This is a genomic window from Streptomyces sp. NPDC126510 (genome assembly GCF_040302345.1).
Classification (GTDB): domain Bacteria; phylum Actinomycetota; class Actinomycetes; order Streptomycetales; family Streptomycetaceae; genus Streptomyces.
Map to the genome: position 1 here is coordinate 1 of NZ_JBEORR010000059.1, position 19568 is coordinate 19568.

The window sequence follows — 19568 nt, forward strand, 5'->3', positions numbered from 1 at the left end:
GGTGGGGAACTATCTGGCCGTACGCGGGGAGAAACCATGGCCACAAAATGCGCCATAAATGGCCGCCAGTGGGGAGCTTACGATGGCCGTCGACAGTTGCAGGTTTTGGTGACACCGAACTGAATGTCGTCATACGGATGCCCGCGTCACCTTGAACTGTCCAGTTTGAGGGACGCGGGCATCATTCTGCGTGCTTGCGACCGGTAGATGGTGTGATGGGGATTGCTGTCTCGCGCATTCAATGCTGGTGAATTTCGTTGATAAGTTGAATAGTCCGCAGCGCCACTGCTTCTGCACGTTCGGTGGAGGTGCATTCCATCGTGGTCACGGGTAGCTCGGGGAGCGGGCGTTTCGCGGTGGTTTCGCGTATTCGGATGACTGTCCATCCTGCCTTCTCGAGCACTCGTGTTTTGAGGAGGTCTTTCTCCGCCTTGTCCCGATGCCAATACCAGCCGTCGTACTCGACTATGACCCTTTGATGGTGCAGCGCGAGATCGACTCCCCATCTCCACCCGACGACACCCGCAGGACCTGTGTAATCGGTTTGATTGAACGCTTTCGCGATGAGCTGGCAGATTGCCTGTTCTCGCATTGAGGTTCCAATAGTGCAGCAATGTGGGCATCCGGTTTCGGCTGCCGTGCGGGAACCGATCGAGACTTCCCATTCATGGCCAGCGCGGCATCGCCACCATACGCGGGAATCACTTCCGGCGCTGAAATCAATTGGTGTACCTGTATTTTTGGTGGAATGCCATTCAGATGCTATCGCGGGGTGGGTGGTTCTGAGATCGTTGAAACCTGGCAGGACCTTGCGTCCAGCGCAGATGGGGCACTGTCGACCGTTCACTCGGGAAACCACGACAGCGGGCCATTCGTGTCCGTGGTCTCGGCACTGCCACCAGGCTTTGAGATGGCTTCCGGCTCCAACTCGGGCGGGGGTGAGCAGGTTTTTGGTGGGGTGCCATTCGGCCGCGAGTTCTGGTCGCAGTGTGGCGAGGTCGTTGAATCCGACTACTATTCGTCTGTTGGTGCAGACGGGACATCCAGTGCCGGCTGATGTTCGGGTTTCGACGGTGGCCTGGTAGTCGTGTCCCTGCCCGGCGCACTGCCACCAAATCTTGGTTTTGCTTCCACTTGTTACTTGTGACGGGATGAGTGAGTTTTTGGTCGGGTGCCACTCTGCAGCCACTGTGGGATGTGTTGTGGCGAGGTCATTGAATCCTGCGAGGGCTTGTTTCCCTGCACAGTAGGCGCAGCCTCGTCCCCTGACGCGTGCGCTTACGACGCTCAAGTACTCGTGGCCGGCTGGGCAGATCCACCATGCGCGATATGCGGATCCTGGACTCGTGGAAGAGGTTGTTTGGGCGTTACGGGTCGGGTGCCACTGGTTGGCCAGATGTGGGTGGGTGGTGTCGAGGTCATTGAACCCAGCCAGTGTGCGTCGGCCTGAACAGACTGGGCAGCCGTTGCCTTGCGTGCGACTATTCACGGTTCCTTGCCATTCGTGTCCGAACTGGGTGCACAGCCACCAGGCTTTCTTGGCCGAGCCGACTGAAACTTCCTCCGATGAGATCGAATTTCGCGTTGGGTGCCATTCGGCAGCAATGTCAGGTCGAAGTGTCGCAAGGTCGTTTATCCCCTGCTCGATCCGCCGGTTCGAGCAGACCGGGCAGCCTGTCGCAGATTTTCCTGTTCGACTGGCGACCGTGGTCTTCCATTCATGACCACTGGAACATGCCCACCAGACGCTCTTGTTCGAGGCAACGAGAACGTCGTGGGCGGAGAGCGTGTTCTTGGTGGGGTGCCACTCGCGCGCGACCTCCGGCCGTAGCGTGGCGAGATCGGTTTCACCTGGAATAGGTAACCGCCCACCGCAGTAAGGGCAGCCAATTATCGCTTTTACGCGCTGCTCGACTCTTGATGCGTACGAGTGACTGCGGTCTGGGCAAATCCACCACGCGCTGTACTCGGATCCTGTCTTGACTGCAGTTGGTGGTCGATCGTTTCGGATGGTGTCCCATTCCTTTGCAATCTCGGGTTCGGTTGTCGCGAGATCGTTGACCCCGGTGATCGCGTAGCGACCTGCGCAGTGTGGGCACCCATATTTTCTGTTGGTGCGTTTTGTGATTTCTGTTTGGTACTCGTGACCGCCGGCACATCGCCACCAAGCTTTCCAGTTGCTTTTTGCTGTAAAGCCGGTAGGCGTCCGGTCGCCGTTGAAGGTGGGGTGCCATTGGGACGCGATTTCGGGATGAGTCGTAGGTAAGTCGGTTTCATTGGGAATTGGGCGGATCAGTGTGCAGTAGGGGCATCCTGGACCGATTTTGGCAGTGCGGTCGGCGACGCAGGCCTGATAGGAATGCTTCTTTCCGCATCGCCACCACGCCCGGATGCTGCTTTTCGGCGTGATATCGGTCGGTTGCCGTTTGTTTCTCTCTGCATCCCACTCTGCGGCGAGATCTGGTCGCAGAGTGGCGAGATCGGTAAGTCCAGGTATGGCGCGCACGGGCATGGACGGAATCCTTGTGTAGGGGTACGACAGTGAACGGATCAGTCTGTGGGCGGAATGTCTACTCGCCCTTCGGTCTCAGTCGCTCTGCGGTCTTGGCGTTGGTTGTCGCTTCCAGTCGTCGTGCGACGTCGTGGATGTCGTCGAAGCAGCGGAATGCGTCGTATCCGGAACGGAAGGCGAAGAGACTGTGTTTGCGGATGACGCGGAGATAGGAGCGTTCGTCGACGTCGTAGATTTTGAGCGCATCGCGGGGTGCTGGGATGGCGTTGTGGTAGGCGAACGCGATTTGGTAAGCGACTTTGAGGATGTTTGAGATGTGTTGTGCGGTCAGGGCTGCGGTGTGGATGTCTTGTGGGAGGTTGTAGCGGCCGAGTGCGTCGAGATTGTCGGCAAGGTCGACGAGGGAGTCGCAGGCGCGCTGCGCGTGGGCATGGACATTTGTTGCCGTGGATGTCATGAGGTCCTCTGTCTGCGATGCGGTCAGCGTGACTGGAGCTGTCGCGGATTGTGAAGCACGAAGGAAAGAACTCTATGTGACATTCAGGATGCCTCATGCATGTCACATTGGCAAGTGTGAGAAGGACATTTGGCCGAGCATTCAGGGTGGACTCGGTTCAGAATCGTTTCGCGTCCAGGTCGGACGGTAACGTCACCTGCATGGATCCGCTGGAGAAGGCCGTCGAGGCGCACAAGCGTGCAGTAGTCGCGGAGAAGGCTGCTCGGGATGCTCTGTACGGCGAGATTTGGCGCGCGCGACAGTCTGGAGTTTCGCAGGTGGAGGTTGTTCGTCGGACTGGTTATACGCGTGAACATGTGCGTCGGATTGAGCGATTGTTCGAGGGTACGTCGGATTGACTGGTCGCGGCCGTTGCTCCAGGGCGAGGATTTTACCGAGTCAGTATTGGAAATATGTCCGCTTGAATGGTCATGGATACGCGTGCGTAGAACAGTGCCAGTCGGCAGGGCACACAACGAAGAGGAAAGAATGACGGGCTATGCCGATGGTTGGGCGTTGCTGGGCGACGAGGTGAGGGCCATCATTAAGGAGTATTGGCTGGACGGGTTCCCTGTTGCGGCGACTCCGGACGAGGAATACAACCGAGGCCGTGGCCCCGGAAAACGCGTCAGCCCTATTTACGAATACGACGACGGCGGAATCGGGGCGACGCAGTGGCTCAATGTCACCCACAACGTCGCCGCGATACTGAAGTCGGACGGTGGATGGAAGGTTGGCGGCGCGTTCCACCTGTGGGTTTCCACCGGTATCGGGACGCTTCCGTACGAGGTGCCCCTGCGAAACCCAATCATGATCGACGCGGGGGATAACGTGGGCTGGAGCGAACGTAAGGAAGAAGCAATCGCCGCCGCAGAGGCAGTACTCGGTCTGCGTCGATTGGCCGAGTAGCTCACCAAAGCAAATCGAGAGACCCGATTTTCCTCAGTCCACGAGGCGAATCGGGTCTCTCGCGGCCAGAGGAGGAGACGAGCTCTCCCGGCGCCTCCTCGCGTGGGCCGCCGATGCACTCTCGCTGTTGCGGAGCCTGCGAGGCTGTCCACAAGAAGATGAACCCGACTTGAAACGAGTCCGCCAATCAGGTCAACACCAGGTCTGGCGCACTGCCCATCCGTTCGACCCCGACATCGCATTTCGGCTGATCTGCTGGTTCCCACCCGACAGCAACACCGTCGTAGTGGCACTGTTCGCGGGCGACAAATCGAGAATCGGCGACGTGTTCTACAACAGTGTCGGACCCCGAGCCGACGCCGCAGTCCGAGCATGGAAGTTTCAGACAGAAGGAGATCAACGATGACCGAACAGTCGGATAAGACCCGATTCATTCGCGGAAATGATCGCATCGACCGACTCGTTGCGGACCCGTTGATCGCTGACGATGTCACCCGCTACGCGTCCGAGCGCGCGGAAGTGAACCGGATCTACGCACAAGGCCTGGCGGACATCCGCAAAGCGGGCAAGCTGACTCAGACCGAAGTCGCAACGATCCTCGACACTGATCAGGGCACGGTATCGAGAATAGAAAATCGCGACGATCTGCTGCTTTCGACCCTGCGCCAGTACCTAGCCGCGGCCGGCGCAGTGCATGCGAAGATCGTGGTGGAGAAAGAGGGTGTCGAGATCACCCTCGACCTCGACAGCTTCGGGTGACCATCGGTTCGATCACCATGTGTCGTGGTGATGGGGCACACTGACGGCGCAGAGTGGCGGCGAGTAGTGCCGGCGCGAGTGAACGAACGGACAGCGGCATGGGTATTGAAGAAGCTCAGGACGACGGCACGCTCTACGCGGTGCCTCCGAAGGATCCGGACACGATCTTGGGGTCGATCGACTCGCTGCACGTCGAGGCTCCGGTGGTTGTCGAGCAACGCCAGGAGTCGCCGCCCGCGTCCGGGGAAACCGTCTCCGACCAGTGGGGCGATTTCGACCACTGACTGTGACACCTGGTACCTGGCTGACAGTGCTGGCCTTCTTCGTGTTCGTAGCTCCTGGGCTGCTGTACGACCTGGCCAGCGTCACCAAGCGCACCCGTCGACACGAGACGGTGTTCACCGAGATCAGCCGGATCACACTGATGTCGACGCTGTGCAGTGCCGGCGCTGCAGCTGTGGTGACAGTAATCGGCATGATCGTCGCCGCACGATGGGAGAAGTACCCGTTTCCGGATCCGGCGTCGATGATCCGCGGCGGCTCAGGTTACGTCAACGCGCACCTCGCAGCGGTGTCGTGGGCAGCAGCCCTTTGCTTGGGGGTCTCGCTCGGCATCTCCTACGGCGCGTTCCGTCTCGTCTACCGCACGGACAAAGCCGCGATCTCCGACATTTCCGCATGGAGGTCGGTCCTGCGTGACGATCTACCTGACCCAGGTGTCGCATATGCCCTGGTCAAAATGAAAAGCGGCACGGTCTGGGGTGGGCGGGTCGCCAAATACACGCCCGACCCGGAGATGGCGAACAGGGAATTGGTCCTGAGTCCCCCGTTGTCTGTCCGCGATGCTGCCGCGTCACAGATGGCGAAGGTTCCCGACAAGTGGATGCGCGTCATCCTGCCCGGTCCGGAGATCGTCTCGATGGTTGTCACCTACGGTGATCCACCGCCGTAGGTGACCGGCCGGCACTGCGGTCAGGCGATGTGGAAGCGGTCGTCTCCGAGTTCGACCTCGACACGCAGGGAACCGCCTACTGCCTCGACGTATCGGCGCAGGGTGTCGATTTGAATTCGTGCGAGGTCCCCGCGCTCGATGTTGGAGATGCGGTTTTGGCCGACGCCGAGACGGTCTGCGACCTCACCTTGAGTCAAGGCAGCATTCTTGCGGAGTTCCTTGAGTCGGTAGGCCCGTACCTCCTCGAGCAGTCGGCCCTTGTGCGCGTCCACGGCGGACCGGTCGACGGGCCGTGCGTTGAGCATGTCGTCGAGACTTTTTGCCATCACGTTCACTTCCCTTCCAGGTTTTCGATGTGGGTGTCGAGCAGATCGTCGGCGATCGGAATGTTCTTCTTGTACCACTTGGTCCACTGACCTGATTTGTCTCCCGCGATCAGCAAGATCGCCTTTCGATGCGGGTCGAACGCAAACAGCACTCGCAGCTCCGAGCGCCCACTCGATCCCGGCCGTAGCTCCTTCATGTTCTTGTGGCGGGAGGCAGTGACCGTGTCGACCAGCGGCCGACCGAGCTGAGGCCCACGTTCTTCGAGCAATTCAAGTGCAGCGACAACCTGTTCATAGGACGACTGATCCAGCTGTGCAAGCCAATCTTCGACCAACTCGACGTCCACACTCCAGATCGACACTTCGTCATAATATCACTCATAGGTGATATTTGGGGATCCGTTTCTGCGGCGGTGCCAGCGGTGCACATCCTGCAACGACTTACAGCTCTGACATCAACTCAGGAAGTCTTTACCGAGCCAGTCGATCAGGCACTTCTCGATAGGGTCGGGATTCTGTTTGACTGCCAGCTTGGTTAGGTGGGGTGCGATGATGTCCTTGTATTCTTCTCCGAGAACCAGTTCGACTGCCTCTCTGGCCAACCTGAACGAGCGTTGCCATCGCGGGCCACGCCGGTCGTCTGGCCCCGGCCCCACTGATTCGCAGTTGATCGTGTGCACTATTACGCGAGCGTCTGCACCCTCGAACGACTTGATCGTCCGGTCGATTTTGTCCCGCCCCTCTCTGATCGCGGCTGCCTGTTTCCGATCCAGCTTTCGTCCCCTCACCAGATTGGCGATGAGCTGGCGATCCTCCCTCAGCCAGATCACATGCAATGGGCCCGATTGGGGCGCATTGCCTACATCTTTCGGCGGTGTCGGCAAGAACCGGCCTGGTAGGACGTCGGTGCCTCGATGGGCCCAGACGTAGCGAGGCCAAGGCTTGTGCAGGTGCTCTCCGTGGAGTTGTGATCGGTAGGCGTCTAGTTCTTCGCTGGTGGGGAGGCTGTTGTTGGGCCTATACCCTTGCGCAATTTTCCGAGTAGTGAAGAATCCGTAACCCAACATTCTCGCGAGGAGTGCACCGACATCTGCCGGCCAAGGACCGTCGGTCAACGAGACGATGGCGACAGCCGGGACATCTTTGTGCTGCCACTGACGATCCGGGCTACGCTCGGCGATCGTGTGCCTGACGGAGTATCGCAACCTGTCGGGTTCAGCGTCCCCTGAAGCCTCCGCGTCTGCCTTACTCATCCATTGAGTGGGGGCGCGAGGCGCGTAGACCGCCCCGTACCTGTTCAGCACGTGATGCAGTTCGTTCTCCAGGTCGTTACGTTCGTCCCGCAGTGAGACATCAGAGTCGTTCCCTTGCTTGTACACCCGCCGAAAGTCCAGGATGTCCGCTACGTGAAACCGAAGATCGCCGGGTCCTTCAATAGCTGGTTGAACTGCGACCGCCCAATTCTGCGTCGCGGTGGTGGCTGCGATGATCGCGCCGGTTGCCTCGGTGGTGTCGGAATGACGCACCGACATCTCGAGATCTCGGAGTTCACTGCGCAGTTCGAAAACCCTTCTGTGCAGCCATACTTCGTGCGCAAGCGCCTCTTGCACGTCTGGGACTGCATCGAGCATCCTGGCGAAGAACAGCTCGTCTACCTCTCCGTCGTGAGCGGCAGATGACGTCCACTCGAGGCTGAGGCGAGGCAGTTCTGCCAATTTCGGCCTTCCGTGGCCGCGCCTCCAGTCCGCGATCCGTTTGGGTGTCACTTCTTCGTCGTTGAACATTTCGGCAAGTGCGACCGGAGTCAGATGCGCCAGGTCTTCCTTGACGAACTCCACGAATCGAAGCCACGCGGGATCTGCTGTGTTCACCATGTGGCAAGTGTGCCATTTATGGAGCAACCAGAGTGCTTGAACGGCGCAGGTTCGCCCATTAGCCTCTGTTTGTGCAGGTTGCCGCGCCGGGCGCCTGCCCGACCGAGAGGAACGACATGTCCAGGTCAACTTCCATCCGCACTGCAACGGTTGCCGCTGCTCTCGCAGCGTTCACCGCTTTTGGTGGTTTCGTCGTCGTCCCTGTCGTCCACGCGACCCCCGTCGTCGCACCGCAGCAAGGCCCAGCGGGGGCAGTTGTGAAGTACCTCCAGAAGGTCAACTGGCAGAAGGAGTTCAAGGACGCAACAAAGGGGGTCGTCGTTCAAGTCGTCCTCGACAAAGTAATCGAGATCCTGGTCCCGAAAGGCGGAAGTAACTCTATTCCCGTGGTGCAGGCGAGCAGCATCAACAGCCCCGAAACGCTGATCAATCGGAGCTCGAATCCAGCAGGTGTCTCACCACGAGTGAGCTACGTGAAATCGAACGACGCGCGAGGACTCTTCTACAGCACCCTCAAGAGCGGTGGTATTCGGAAGAGTGAAAACAGCTACAAAGTCGGGGTCCAGACCGTGAAATTCAGCCCTGGGACGTCATCGACACCGCCTTCCATCACCATCTCGAACTCAGCGGTCACGAACAAGATCGTGGTGTTGGCAAACTAAGAGTTCCGAGAAGTCCATCGCCGATCGGAGTGATGGGACATCGACGAGAGCGGGTCACACCTTTCGGTGCGGCCCGCTCTCCGTCATCTATGACTACATCTCGACTTCCGTTCCACGATCTCTCTCCGGGACCATGACCGGCTCACCGCTGAATCACACCGGAGTTTCCGGGGACTTCATCGACTTCGTCAACCGATCAAGAGCAAGTACGGCGTCGAGCCGATGTGCAGGGTGCTCACCGAGCACGGCTGCTCAATTGCGCCGTCCACCTACTACGAAGCCCGCAACCGTCCTGCGTCTCGGCGGTCTCTGCGCGACGAAAGGCTTAAAGTCGAGGTCAGCCGGGTGCACACCGAAAATTATTCGGTCTACGGCGCCCGCAAGGTGTGGCTTCAGCTGAGGCGAGAGGGTATCGAGGTAGCGCGCGGTGCACGGTCGAACGGTTGATGGGTGTCCTCGGGCTCGAAGGTGCCCGTCGAGGCAAGGCCAAGCGCACCACCATCGCCGATCCACAAGGGCATCGCGCAGACGATCTGGTGCAACGGAAGTTCAACCCGATCGCGCCAAACATGTTGTGGGTAGCCGACTTTACATACGTTTCGACATGGTCGGGCTGGGTCTACGTCGCGTTCGTCATCGACGCGTATTCTCGCCGAATCGAGGCGTTCTACTACGGTGAACACAGAGCTACGCGAATCGCGGAGTTCTCAAATCAGTAAGTCTCCGGACTCGCCGGTGTGATTCAGAGTCTGGATTTCAGGCAAGAGTGGTCGTGTTGTCAGTCCGCTGGCCACTGGATAACCCGTATTCGATGTCTGGTCCCGCCCACTGAATGATTTGTCCTGCTTGGTCGATGGTCAAAACGCACACCCAAGCCCTCAGAAACGATCTGAGCCCATTCGGGTCCAGAGTGTGCGGGCTCAATGGTCCAGCAGGTCGAGATACTCGGTGAGCTGTCCGATCGGGGCGACAACCTCGCCTCGCAGCATCCACGTTGCCTCACCGTCGACTATTCCGGGATCCAGATGACCGCCGCTTGGCAGAGTCGGCCATTGCAGCCATTCATTGAAGTCCTGGAAGTTGTGCGCGATCTCGATGGTTGCGGCCAAAGCATCGAGGCCGCTGGAGATCCCGAACCCGCTACCGTCCTGATTGTTCACTCCCAAACTGAGAACGAGCCCAGGAACCGGGAACACGTCTCGTCGAATGTCGACGCGCCACACCCCCGGATCGAACTCCCGCATTCCATCGAAACGAAGGGTGTCGCGCGAGATCCGGGCGATCACGGTCAGGAGTATCTCTTGGAGTTCCGGTGACGGCTCGAATGTGAATCTGACATCCCACCTGGCACCGAAGTCGGAACCGGACACATACATTCTCCGAATGCTATTCGACAGCCGTTGCTATTTCGCCTGTGAGTGACAATATTCCCCGCGTCCAAAGCAACCGTCATCTGTTCGAAAAAACAGATCCTTTCGGTTTGACCGTCGAACGGGGCGATCGGGCTTGCCGATCTTGCAGGAGTGATCGTGATGGAAGAATGAGGGGATGCGCCCGAACAGGTACCTCGACGATTATCTGCATGGGCTGGAGTTCCTGGGTGGGGTGTACCCCGATGATGCGAGAGCGATCGCCGAGCACGGCATCGTGGCCGCGCTCGATGATGATGATGCGTTCGTGTTCTTGCTTCGCTTGGTCGGTCCAGGCGCCCCGGCGTTCGCGGATGAACTGTGGCAGTTGATCAGTGGTTTTCTGAGCAGTCGCCGCGTCGAGGAGTTGTTCGGAGGCTCTGAGGATGCCGGGTTGGCGGATCTCAACACAGTGAGAAAACCGAGATACCTCCCGCCTCCTGCTCGACCGAGGATCCCAAGGTGAGAGTGTCTGACGGCTATCGCCGTGCCAAAAGATTCAGGGAAGAACGTGCCAAATAATTCCGAAAGTCACAGTCGCGGCCTGAGTTTTCGGTTCCGGAGAAGCCTGGACCCGGGCCATGCCGGTCGCCGTGCAGTGCACTTCACATAGACTTCCGAACACGTTCCGAATATTGTGGGGGCATGGCCCCGACCGCGACCCGCACCACACGCCGCTCCTCCGACCTGAGCAAACACTCGGCCGAGGTGTTCGCCGAGGCCGAGGACCACCCCGTCACCGTCACCCGCCGCGACGGCGAAGATCTCGTGCTCATGACACAACGCGAAGCAGACAGCCGCGCCCGACTCCTCGAGTTCGCGGCACAGCTGATCGGAGTGGCCGTCGACGACGACGGACCCCTCGACGGACGGATGTCGCGCGCATTCCCCTGGATGCTGGCACTTTCCCCGAAGGATCGTGCCGTCTGCGCTCGAGACCTGGTCGACGCCGCACGCGCGTCGTTCGCGACCGACCAACCGCACCTGGTACTTGCGGAACTGACCTCGTGGCGAGAAACGGCGACCGCGATCGCTGCCGGCCTCGGTCAGGCCGACCTCGAATGGCTGGACACTCCAGAAGACGACACGATGGTGGAGCGTCCGTAGCGGTGGCAGGAAAACGCGGCGAGCTCGTACCTCGACCGACGAAGAAGACCGAGTACGAGATCCGCTTCGCGACCAACAATGCACGCAAAGGTTGGCGGGACCTCACTGCGGTGATCCGCAACCCGTTGGCGGAGGCCTGGGATTTCCTGACGCGAACCCCGCTGGTGGTGGATCCGAAGAACTACCCGCTACGCGGCGACCTCGGCGTCGTCACTCGCGACGGCGTGAGCCATCAGCGGTGGCAGCACAAACCCACTCAGCAGGGTGATGCCCGCATTTGGTTCTATGTCGAGGGGCGCACGGTGCACGTGGAGCAGGTGCACACCAACCATCCGAACGAGACGAAATAGGGATCCGTGTACGGAAAGGCCCCCGGACGCATGCTTGGGTTGTAAGGATCATCGCCACCGCTGCCTGCACCGCACCGCCGGACCGAGACCGCTTGGGTAGTTGACTACAGCCCACCCTGATTGATTTATGTCCCGAGTGGCCCCATTGGTTGGTGATCTTGTTGGCCATGTTGAGCGGTTAATCGAAGCGGAAGCCGAAGAGTCCGCCGGCGTCTGTTTCGTCGGTTAGACGTGTGTCGAGGATGTAGGGGTCTGCGTCGAAGGCGCCGTCGCTTTGAAGTTCCACGGTGGCGAGGAAGTCCGAGTTGAGGGTCACGATGTACTGGAAGTTGTGTTGTTCGGCGAGTCGGGCTCCGATGTTGAGGCACGATGCGACTTGGCGGCCGTCGATTGCGTCGAAGAGGTGGCTGTCGTGTACGAGTATCCGAGGTGCACGGCCTGCTTTGATTGCGGCGATTGCGCACACGATGTCGAGTATGAAGGTCTCTACGCTGCGGACGCCTACGCTCGCGTCGCCTGATATGCGGGGCTCGACGCCTAAGAGTCCTTTGGGTGTCGGCGAAATCAGAAGTGATGCCTCACGGTCGGTGTAGATCTCTGCGCCGAGTTCGCCGAATAGGGAGATCGATTCAACGAGGCTGTCATTTCGCTCGTTCAGTTCGGTTCGGACCGAGGCGACGAGTTCTGCGGTTCGCAGTTTGATCGTGTCGCTGATGGTGCTGATTGAGTTCGCGGCTTCCAGTCGTCGTTCCAGGTCTGCGACGTCGGATTCCTTCTTCGCAAGATCACGCTGGAGGCTCAGAAAGGTGTCGAGTGCGACGGTTTCGTTGAGGAGAAGCATGATCTGGGATCGCTGGTTGTCGAGGCTGCTGCGTTCGGAGTGGATGGCTTCGAGGCGGGTGCGGATGCTGTTGAGTTCTTGTTCCAGGAATGATCGGCGGTTGCGGACCACGGATTCGTGGAATGCTCTGACCTCGTCGTAGCGCCGGCTGACGGTGTTCGGGAGGACGAGTCCGATCTCGGCGTAGACACGAGAGAGTTTCGCCGTCAGTTCGTCCTGCTCGGACGTCTCGACTTCGTCGGCTATTGCTTCGTCGATCTCCCGTGACCTTCGTAGTAGAGCGAGGGCTTCGTCGTTGAGTTTCTGGATCGAGGCGCTGAGCTTGTCCGCTTCTTGTTGGTGATCGGCGTATTGTTCATCGACTTTGAACCCGCGTAGATCCCCCTGTGCGCGGTCGCGGTGGCGGCGGGCTGTCGCGAGTTGTGCGCGGATCGCGGATTCGTCGAGTGAGAGGTGGGTGATTGCGCCTTCACGGACTGCTGCGCGGATGGCTTTGCCTTGTTTGGTGAGGCGATCGACATCGCCTGCCTTGCCCAAGATTTCTGGTGAGAGTCCCAGCATGAAGCCGATCTTCACGCCTGATTCCCAGTCGGCCTCGGACTGGTGGCCCTTGATGGGGTTGTTGAAGAATGTTCGGATCAGTTGACTCCAGAGCTGACCGGCTGTCGGGCGGGTTGCGTCGGATGGTATCCGAAAGATGTTGTGGGAGAGTAATTCGCGCCATTCATCGACGTGGATGTCCGTCGAGTTTCCGGTTATCGACCAACCGGAGACTTGAACGCGGGTCGTCGGTGAGACGGCGCGTGTGACAGTAACTTCGTCGTCCCGGTCGCCATCTTTCGCGGGAAGCGCGAGGGTGGCGGTGAATGTGTGGTCGGTGAGTTCGGATGCTTTGAATTCTGGCGGTAGGTCGCCGCCGAGGAGGTACCTCAGGATCTTGATGACGCTGGTTTTGCCGATGCTGTTTCGACTGTCGCCTTGCTGGGATGTGTCGGTGCGTTCGGCGACGAGGATGTTCAGGCCCTCGCGAAACCGCAGAGTCTTGAATCTTGGGTCGGAGGAGGTGAGGCGGCTAAGAAACATGTGTGCGCCTGAGGAAGCCTTCATCGGATGTGTCCACGAGTCTCATTGTGTAGAGGGCGGCCAGTGCGAGTGTGAACCAATCGAATGTGATGCGTTGGGCTCGATGTGACGAATGTTCGTGAATGCTGAACCGTTCCCAGAGGGCCGAGACCGACATCGGATCGCGGAGTTCTTCGAGGATCTTGGAACCGACTGTCATGAGGGCGCGGTCCGATGACACCCCTTTAGTGGGTAAAAGCATTGGGTGTCTCCACTTCTGGGCCGTCTTCGTTGGTGGGTGGCATCTCGAATATGTGGCAGGAATCGAAGAAGTACGAGACGACTGCGAACGCCGCGTTGGCGCGCTTTCCATCCATCCTGAAGTTAGTTCCGGCTACCGACACATACAGTCGTTCAAGAACTTCGGCTGGTACTGCCGTCACCGCATGGGCGTCCTGGTACATCGACCGAAATTTCTCGCCATGAACGTCACACAGACCTGGGTCGGACAACTCTTCATACCAACGGTCAATACGAGGAGCCAGTAACCGGCCTGCGTTGAACTCGAGACGGCTCGCGTCGGGGAGCTCGTTGAAGTCCATCTTGCCTGCGGGGACGGCCAGTACACGTGCGCCGGTTTCCACAATCACGGTGTTGGAGTCGAGCGCGTCAAGTAGGGGCAACAAGTCAGAAAGTTCCACGTTCTCTGCCCCGGGCGCCCCAGGGAACAGCGCGTTGAGGACAGCGACATCGAGGGTTCCGACCACTTCCACCCAGAGTTTCTCGGTGTTAACGAGCCGGATGGTCAGTGGGCGCTCAGCGGACGGACCGTGACTTTGTTGGAGACCGGTGAGGGCTTTCAAGGACTCTGGACCTGCTGGTGCGTTCGTGACGAATTTCCATGTGTGGAAGCTGTCCCACTGAGAGAGCCCCCGTGCGAAGTCTGAATTGATCTTGGCAGCGAGTTCGCGCTCTGCGCTGCGGGCCGGTCGTTGGCCGTAGCAGGCGTAGAAGATGGTGCCTGAGTCCGCCAGCCCGTCGCACCCGCCATCGCCGAGTGTTCCTGACGGAGCGGGGTTCACGTAGTCGTCGTGGAATCGATCCAGCACCTTCGAGGCATAGTCCTCGAATGCTGTGCCCGACTTGAAACACTCCTGTTGATGGCGGAAGTGGTACCAGTCTCGCCAGTTCGCCGTCAGCAGCATCTGTTAGCCCGTCGTGGTCTTGCGTCGACCACGGTCGTGGTCTCTCGCAGAAAAGACTATCGTTCATCAACTCGGCGATTGTCTGTCCCGTTAACAGGCGTGGCGTCAGCATGAGTGGCAATGGGAAGAGGCGTAGGGGTTTTGGGTGGGTGCTGGGCCGCAGAATGTGGGTGTGACGCAATTCGATGCGACTTGGCATCGCTTGTTGGTGTGGACGGCTTGGCAGACTCTGTCGTGTGGTTCGGGAGGTTTGGCGCGAGATGGGGGAGAACATTGGTGGATGACTGGAGTCCGGTCTTTCGGGCGCGAGATGGGGGAGAACATTGGTGGATGACTGGAGTCCGGTTTTTCGGGCGCGGAGGTGGGAGCAGGACGGGGCTGAGTTCGCGGAGTGGATGGATGGTGCTGCGGTCCGGTCGCCGTGGAAGCGTCGCAGGTTCGGGATCTGGCGTGAGGAGCAGTTTTCGGACAGGATGCGCGTTGCCCGGGAGGCCAAGCGGCAGCGGCGGGCGGAGCTGGCGGCGAATCCGAGTCCTGAGCTTGTTGCGGCGTACGAGGAGTTGCGGGCTGCGGAGGCGGCGTCCGGTGCCCGACTCGGTTGCGCGCGGGGTGGTGATATGACTGACCCTGAGACGGTTCGGTTTCTTGCTCGGTTGTTGAGCGATCACGCCGAAAAATTTCAGTAAGAGCAGTGTGCGCGGCCATATTTGTGGTCCGCTCGTTTCTCTGTCGGGAAGTGCGACGGTGAGTTGGTCGAGGTTGCCTTCGATCTCGACGCTGACGACGTAGTTGCAAGGCGGTGTGTGCGGCCTTCGACGTGTTGGGCGCCGATGCGTCCGCCGGGTTTGCGTTGAGGCCGGGGACTCACCGCCAAAGCGGGACTGTGAGCGCACTGGCGGTGAGCCGTGCGCACCGAACCGTTGCTATCTGACAGTGCGCAGTTCAGGCGACCCATCCCCCGAGGGAAAGACACCCGGGGGCCGGCCGGCGCGGCAGACTGTGTGCCCGACATCAAACCGCCGCGACGTCCATTTTAGAACCGCGCACCGACTGCGTACAGGGGGTCGAAGGGTGCTCGTCTCGGTAAGCCGGTCAGATCATGATCTGCATACTTCGATCTCCTCGTGCCGAAATCCGTCGTTTCAGTTTCACACTGGCCCGTGGTTTGGTCGGGTGTGTTCGATCTCTGGTGCGACATTTCATCGTGGCGCTCTGGCGATTGTCGGGACGCTGTTGAACGGTCATGGTTTGATCGGGCGGCCGGGTCCGCTGCGTACGCCGAATCCGTTGGCTCACGGTGTTTTCGATCGAGGGGAAGGTGTCGAGATGAGCAGCGACGCGTCGGGTGACTTGATTGCCGGTGGGATGGTGCCGTGATTTCGGATGTGCGTATGACGAGTGATGTGGGTTCGTTGTTGCAGTTTCTGCTGGGGACCGAACCTGTCGGTGGGGTGGAGGTCGTTGGCGGTTGTCGAGAGATGAGTCGGCATGTTCGATCGCATCCGTTGCCGGCGAGCCGTGTCGATGATGCGGGGTGGGTGCGGTCGGTGGCAGCGGTGATGGAGGGGCCGCAGCGGGTGAGATCAGGTTTGAGGTCGTCACCGCGGGGGCCGAAGTCGCCGGTGCAGTCGTGGGTGGCTGTTCTTCATGTCTCGGCGGATGCTCTTGCGGGAGTGAACGGTGACGTGTCGGTGATCGCGACTGGCTTGATGAGCCGACTCGGTATCAGCTCGGATGATGGTTCGTGGCGGTGGATCGCGTTGTCTGTTCCTGCTGTCGGCCGGTTTGTGCGGCGTGTGCAGCTGGCTGCGACACCATTGGACGACCGTGACCCGGTGTGGAGTTTGCTCGGTCACGAGGGATGGGCGGCGCGTATTGCCGCGACGGTGGTTGGGGATGCCGAAGGTGGGTTTCTGTGCTGACAGACGAAGCGTTCCGGCAGCGGTGCCGGGAGGGTGGGTTGCTGGGCCACTGACATTTCTCAGGAGTAGGTCGTGGATGGTTTCGGTGAGCCGTCATCGGGGAGCCGTCGCATCTCGGGATGTCGGCTCAAGGAGATCCAGTTCTAGTCCCGTGGCGGCAGGATTCGTTCGCTGAGCGGGTTGTAGCAGACGAGTCCGAGGTTTTGCGCGGTGCGTACGAAGGCGTTGGCGGCCGTGATTTGTGCTCGTGAGGTTCCGCTGACATGGATCGCGGCGAAGCTTCCCACGGTGCGTACCGTCCAGGTCGCGCTGCTGTCGGTTTTCGTGTCCTCACTGTTGCTGGTCATGTGGGCCCGTTTCTCTGTCGGGGATTGTCAGTCGCGGCACTGTGAACGACGGGGAACAGCGATGAGTGAGATGCCTCCGATGAGGCTGGTCGGCGACGGCTCTGGACCAGAGCGCGGCAAGATTGTCGATGCCGTTCTTCTTGGGCGGTAGCGGGCACAAGACATCGACGTCGCCCTCGGCCTCGCCCGATACGGGAAACGAGCAGACCACATACCTCTACGCGTGAAAGCCTGTGCTGTGCGCGTCGAAGGCATCATGGCTGCGACGCAGTCGGCATGGTTCCACACCAGCTCCGGGAGAGGGTGGCCGTCGTGCCCGTGAATGCGAGCAGCGGAAACGGTCAGAATTCCGTCACACTCGATCTCTGTGTCGGTGAAGACGCGATCAGTATCCCGTGACTCCGTATCGGGCGATCGACACAGCGTTGAGACGGCGTAACTCAGCCCATGCTCGTCAGAAGGACCTCTTTGTCGGCCGGGGGCATCACACACGCAGTTCCGTCCGACGCCACGACCATTCGATAGTGCCGGACACCTGCGGAGAATTTCGCGATCGTGCCCAGCCGCAAGGCATATTCCTCGAAGCCAGGAGGAACGAGCGCCAGCCCCCACGCATCCGCCTCGATGGGATCGAGCGCCACGGGTTCGCCGGTGCGGACGTGCCGGCCGCCGACGAACGTCATCATCAGCACCGACCCGGCCGGATAGGGACCGGTCATCGTTGTGCTCGTATCCAATGCCAGATGGGAAGCGAACACCCGAACCTCCACGGTTCGGTCGAGTATCGATCGTCCGATCAGCTTCGGCGGGGGTTTCTTGCGGGCGATCGTGCGAGATGTCCCTGGCACCAGAGCTTTTCGCAGTAGTCGGTGTAGTTCCCGTTCGTGTCGGCTGCGAACCTTGTCGATCAGTTCCGCGAATTCGTGCACTAAATACTCCCTCACCGTGAGTGCCCTTCGGTATTCACGATACTGACATGACCGCAGGCAGCAGGCTGTCATCCGCCTGCTCGGCGACCCGGTGACCTGCGGTGTCCCCGGCTTTCGATCGTATGAGCCACTTGACGGGGAATTCGCTCCCGACGAGGAGGGGTGGTTCCATACCGCCGGCAGGACGAGCGCGTCGGGTGGTTGTGGTTGGCGGGCTTATGTATTCGGGGCGGAGCGGCGGGGGCCGTGCTCCGGCTGACCCGGTCGACGGGGAAGCCGATCGCTGGCGCAGATGATCTTTCGGTATGGGTGTCTGATTTTTCACGCTACCGCTGTTACCGGGCAGTAATATATGGTGATCGTCATAACGCAGTCCGGCGGTGGTGTCAGTCACATAGATGTGGAGTCGAAATATGCCCTCACGAACACTCGCCCGAATGGTGGTGACAGTGGTTGCTGCTGCCGCATTCGTGGGTGTGACCGCTCCGGTCACGGTTTCGGTTGCAGCGGCGCAGCCGCGGGTGTTCGACACGTTCTACGACTACGACGGTTCGGCACCGCTGTCCTCGTATGCCCCCGGTGATGTCCTCAAAACGCGGACCGTGCCTTATCACGTGGTGAACGTTCCGACCCCGTTGCAGGCGGTGCAGGTGCTCTACCGTTCCACCGACGCCCTCGGCCGGCCCGTCGCCAACGTGACCTCGATTCTGCGACCGCCGAACGCGCAACCCGGAAAAGTTCTCTCCTACCAGTCCGTCTACGACTCACTCAACCCCGACGACAGCCCCTCACGTGCCATCGCCGGTAACACCCCGATCGGACAGTGGACCCCGAGCGGACGCAACTTCAACCTCGGCGGCACCATGGTGTCCGGCGAGATTGCGATGTTCGGACCGATGCTCGCCGCCGGGTACACCGTCGTCATTCCCGACACCGAGGGCCCGGAGGCGGACTTCGCTGCCGGGCCGGAGTACGGGATGCTGACTCTCGATTCGTTGCGCGCCGCCCGAGAGGTCGCGGAGACCGGCATCACCGACGATGCGGAGATCGCATTGATGGGGTACTCCGGAGGGGCGATCGCCACCAACTGGGCAGCGATCCTCGCCCCGGACTACGCCCCCGATGTCGACGACGACCTGATCGGTGCCGCCGAAGCCGGCGTCATGGTCAATCCCGCCACCAATTTGCGGTACGCAAACGGAAGTCTGGGGTGGGGCGGGGTTGTCGGAATGGCGATCGTGGGAATCGGTCGCGCGTACGATATCGACTTCGATCCGTATCTCAACGACTACGGCCGCGAGATCATGGCGCGAATGCAGGACGCGTCGATCGTGAACGCCGGCGCCCAGTACCCCGGCCTGACCTGGCAGCAGATGGTCAAACCCGAGTACGCGGACCCCAATTCGGTTCCCGAGTTCGTCGACGTCGTCAACACGATTAACATGGGCATCGCCCCGATCCCGACCATCCCGATGTTCATCGCCCAAGCCGCCAACGGCATCTTCAACGGAACCCTGCCCGGCGGTCCCGGCACCGGCCCCGGTGACGGCGTCATGGTCGCCGATGACGTCGCAGCCCTCGCCACCCGCTACTGCAATGCCGGCCTCGCCATCCAGTACGACCAGTACGACACCATCGAGCACTTGATCGGTGGCGCGCTCTGGTTGCCCGGCGCTCTGCAGTGGCTCGTCGACCGGTTCAACGGCGCACCCGCCCCGAGTAACTGCGGAAAATTCGCCCCCGGAAATTCCCTCGCCCCGCAAACACTCGTCGCCCCCGGCCATCCCGCATCTGTCTCCCCGACAGGATCGGGGAGTGTTTCTTAAACGGTGTTTCGGCCCGACACGCTGGGTGAATGCCCGGCGAGAAGGGTGCCGTGATGACGACACTGGATGATGTGACGAAG

22 protein-coding genes and 1 pseudogene are annotated in these 19568 nt (G+C 60.3%); 12 read left to right on the plus strand and 11 right to left on the minus strand.

Annotated elements, in window-relative coordinates:
• Window positions 1-238 precede the first annotated feature (238 nt).
• Together ABTX60_RS41335 and ABTX60_RS41340 are read right to left on the minus strand one after the other, a co-directional pair.
• Window positions 239-2512 (minus strand): zinc-ribbon domain-containing protein, encoded by a 2274-nt coding sequence (locus tag ABTX60_RS41335; protein ID WP_003944198.1) that lies wholly within the window; start codon window positions 2510-2512, stop codon window positions 239-241.
• 58 nt (window positions 2513-2570) lie between these two features.
• The gene (locus ABTX60_RS41340) at window positions 2571-2969 is read right to left on the minus strand and encodes a hypothetical protein (protein WP_003944286.1); all 399 of its coding nucleotides are present in this window, start codon (window positions 2967-2969) and stop codon (window positions 2571-2573) included.
• Between the two features lie 200 nt (window positions 2970-3169).
• On the opposite strand from ABTX60_RS41340, the gene ABTX60_RS41345 reads away from it, so the two are divergent.
• The 5 genes from ABTX60_RS41345 to ABTX60_RS41365 all read left to right on the plus strand — a co-directional run bounded on the left by ABTX60_RS41345 (window position 3170) and on the right by ABTX60_RS41365 (window position 5628).
• Complete coding sequence (locus ABTX60_RS41345) at window positions 3170-3367, plus strand: hypothetical protein (RefSeq protein ID WP_350835029.1); 198 nt, start codon at window positions 3170-3172, stop codon at window positions 3365-3367.
• Between the two features lie 130 nt (window positions 3368-3497).
• Entirely contained in the window at window positions 3498-3917 is a 420-nt protein-coding gene (locus ABTX60_RS41350) for a hypothetical protein (RefSeq protein WP_003944284.1), read from the plus strand.
• 402 nt (window positions 3918-4319) lie between these two features.
• The gene (locus ABTX60_RS41355; protein WP_003944213.1) at window positions 4320-4676 is read left to right on the plus strand and encodes a helix-turn-helix domain-containing protein; all 357 of its coding nucleotides are present in this window, start codon (window positions 4320-4322) and stop codon (window positions 4674-4676) included.
• 98 nt (window positions 4677-4774) lie between these two features.
• On the plus strand, window positions 4775-4960 hold the full coding sequence (locus ABTX60_RS41360; protein WP_003944200.1) for a hypothetical protein: 186 nt from the start codon (window positions 4775-4777) through the stop codon (window positions 4958-4960).
• Between the two features lie 2 nt (window positions 4961-4962).
• The gene (locus tag ABTX60_RS41365) at window positions 4963-5628 is read left to right on the plus strand and encodes a DUF6338 family protein (RefSeq protein WP_157770428.1); all 666 of its coding nucleotides are present in this window, start codon (window positions 4963-4965) and stop codon (window positions 5626-5628) included.
• A 20-nt stretch (window positions 5629-5648) separates the two neighbouring features.
• Here ABTX60_RS41365 and ABTX60_RS41370 read toward each other — a convergent pair whose 3' ends face one another.
• The 3 genes from ABTX60_RS41370 to ABTX60_RS41380 all read right to left on the minus strand — a co-directional run bounded on the left by ABTX60_RS41370 (window position 5649) and on the right by ABTX60_RS41380 (window position 7828).
• The gene (locus tag ABTX60_RS41370) at window positions 5649-5954 is read right to left on the minus strand and encodes a helix-turn-helix domain-containing protein (RefSeq protein WP_037131447.1); all 306 of its coding nucleotides are present in this window, start codon (window positions 5952-5954) and stop codon (window positions 5649-5651) included.
• A gap of 5 nt (window positions 5955-5959) precedes the next feature.
• Window positions 5960-6316, minus strand: coding sequence for a type II toxin-antitoxin system RelE/ParE family toxin (locus tag ABTX60_RS41375; RefSeq protein ID WP_003944240.1), 357 nt, complete (start codon window positions 6314-6316; stop codon window positions 5960-5962).
• Window positions 6317-6409: 93 nt separating this feature from the next.
• On the minus strand, window positions 6410-7828 hold the full coding sequence (locus tag ABTX60_RS41380; RefSeq protein WP_003944280.1) for a hypothetical protein: 1419 nt from the start codon (window positions 7826-7828) through the stop codon (window positions 6410-6412).
• 71 nt (window positions 7829-7899) lie between these two features.
• On the opposite strand from ABTX60_RS41380, the gene ABTX60_RS41385 reads away from it, so the two are divergent.
• Entirely contained in the window at window positions 7900-8490 is a 591-nt protein-coding gene (locus ABTX60_RS41385) for a hypothetical protein (RefSeq protein WP_037131391.1), read from the plus strand.
• A 207-nt stretch (window positions 8491-8697) separates the two neighbouring features.
• A pseudogene (locus ABTX60_RS41390) lies at window positions 8698-9149 on the plus strand (IS3 family transposase); the annotation flags it as partial.
• 261 nt (window positions 9150-9410) lie between these two features.
• Here ABTX60_RS41390 and ABTX60_RS41395 read toward each other — a convergent pair.
• On the minus strand, window positions 9411-9776 hold the full coding sequence (locus ABTX60_RS41395) for a hypothetical protein (RefSeq protein WP_350835206.1): 366 nt from the start codon (window positions 9774-9776) through the stop codon (window positions 9411-9413).
• A 262-nt stretch (window positions 9777-10038) separates the two neighbouring features.
• Between ABTX60_RS41395 and ABTX60_RS41400 the strand changes: the two genes are divergently transcribed.
• The 3 genes from ABTX60_RS41400 to ABTX60_RS41410 all read left to right on the plus strand — a co-directional run bounded on the left by ABTX60_RS41400 (window position 10039) and on the right by ABTX60_RS41410 (window position 11356).
• Window positions 10039-10365, plus strand: a complete 327-nt coding sequence (locus ABTX60_RS41400; RefSeq protein WP_352101880.1) for a hypothetical protein — start codon at window positions 10039-10041, stop codon at window positions 10363-10365.
• Window positions 10366-10544: 179 nt separating this feature from the next.
• A complete protein-coding gene (locus ABTX60_RS41405) occupies window positions 10545-11006 on the plus strand; it encodes a hypothetical protein (RefSeq protein WP_003944221.1) in 462 nt (153 codons plus the stop codon).
• A 2-nt stretch (window positions 11007-11008) separates the two neighbouring features.
• A complete protein-coding gene (locus ABTX60_RS41410; RefSeq protein ID WP_003944211.1) occupies window positions 11009-11356 on the plus strand; it encodes a hypothetical protein in 348 nt (115 codons plus the stop codon).
• A gap of 178 nt (window positions 11357-11534) precedes the next feature.
• Here ABTX60_RS41410 and ABTX60_RS41415 read toward each other — a convergent pair whose 3' ends face one another.
• The 3 genes from ABTX60_RS41415 to ABTX60_RS41425 are packed head-to-tail and all read right to left on the minus strand — an operon-like array spanning window position 11535 to window position 14464.
• Window positions 11535-13304 (minus strand): ABC-three component system protein, encoded by a 1770-nt coding sequence (locus ABTX60_RS41415; RefSeq protein ID WP_003944238.1) that lies wholly within the window; start codon window positions 13302-13304, stop codon window positions 11535-11537.
• Window positions 13270-13521 carry an ABC-three component system middle component 6 gene (locus ABTX60_RS41420; protein ID WP_050794057.1) on the minus strand — a complete coding sequence of 84 codons (252 nt, stop codon included), beginning with the start codon at window positions 13519-13521 and terminating at the stop codon, window positions 13270-13272. The genes ABTX60_RS41415 and ABTX60_RS41420 overlap by 35 nt, the downstream gene beginning before the upstream one ends.
• Window positions 13505-14464, minus strand: a complete 960-nt coding sequence (locus ABTX60_RS41425) for an ABC-three component system protein (protein WP_003944224.1) — start codon at window positions 14462-14464, stop codon at window positions 13505-13507. The genes ABTX60_RS41420 and ABTX60_RS41425 overlap by 17 nt, the downstream gene beginning before the upstream one ends.
• 1391 nt (window positions 14465-15855) lie before the next feature.
• Here ABTX60_RS41425 and ABTX60_RS41430 point away from each other — a divergent pair.
• Window positions 15856-16386, plus strand: a complete 531-nt coding sequence (locus tag ABTX60_RS41430; RefSeq protein WP_218747487.1) for a hypothetical protein — start codon at window positions 15856-15858, stop codon at window positions 16384-16386.
• Between the two features lie 143 nt (window positions 16387-16529).
• Here the strand turns inward: ABTX60_RS41430 and ABTX60_RS41435 are convergent, their stop codons facing one another.
• Together ABTX60_RS41435 and ABTX60_RS41440 are read right to left on the minus strand one after the other, a co-directional pair.
• Window positions 16530-16733: a hypothetical protein gene (locus ABTX60_RS41435; protein WP_037131380.1), complete on the minus strand. Its 204-nt coding sequence runs from the start codon at window positions 16731-16733 to the stop codon at window positions 16530-16532.
• 440 nt (window positions 16734-17173) lie between these two features.
• Window positions 17174-17662: a hypothetical protein gene (locus ABTX60_RS41440; RefSeq protein ID WP_003944258.1), complete on the minus strand. Its 489-nt coding sequence runs from the start codon at window positions 17660-17662 to the stop codon at window positions 17174-17176.
• A 437-nt stretch (window positions 17663-18099) separates the two neighbouring features.
• On the opposite strand from ABTX60_RS41440, the gene ABTX60_RS41445 reads away from it, so the two are divergent.
• A complete protein-coding gene (locus ABTX60_RS41445) occupies window positions 18100-19488 on the plus strand; it encodes a lipase family protein (RefSeq protein ID WP_350835303.1) in 1389 nt (462 codons plus the stop codon).
• The last annotated feature ends 80 nt before the right edge of the window (window positions 19489-19568 follow it).